At 35.6% G+C, this 421-nt stretch carries 1 protein-coding gene; it reads left to right on the forward strand.

Annotation, left to right across the window (positions count from 1 at the left end):
- A partial coding sequence (locus tag FDW96_RS12740; RefSeq protein WP_212732897.1) for a terminase large subunit domain-containing protein occupies nt 1-421 on the forward strand: 421 nt, incomplete at both ends.

Consider the following 421-nt stretch of genomic DNA (forward strand, 5'->3'; position numbering starts at 1 on the left):
TATTGCATACGATAATACACAGGCTAGACACGTATTTGACCAAGTTAGGAATCAAACGGAAGCAAGTGATACATTAAGAGTGTACAATGAAAACAAGATTTTCAAGAGTACAAAACAAGGGCTAGAATTTACGTCTTTCAAAACCACTTTTAAAAAGCAAACAAATGATACTTTACGAGCGCAAGGTGGTAACAGTTCCCTTAATATATTTGATGAAGTCCATACCTATGGCGAGGATATAACAGAGTCAGTTAATAAAGGTTCACGTCAAAAACAAGATAACTGGCAAAGTATTTACATCACTTCTGGCGGACTTAAACGCGACGGACTTTATGATAAACTTGTTGAACGATTCAAATCAGAAGAAGAATTTTACAATGATAGGTCATTCGGCTTGCTTTACATGCTAGAAAATCATGAG

Source organism: Citrobacter sp. TBCS-15, from assembly GCF_005280815.1.
Classification (GTDB): domain Bacteria; phylum Pseudomonadota; class Gammaproteobacteria; order Enterobacterales; family Enterobacteriaceae; genus Citrobacter; species Citrobacter werkmanii.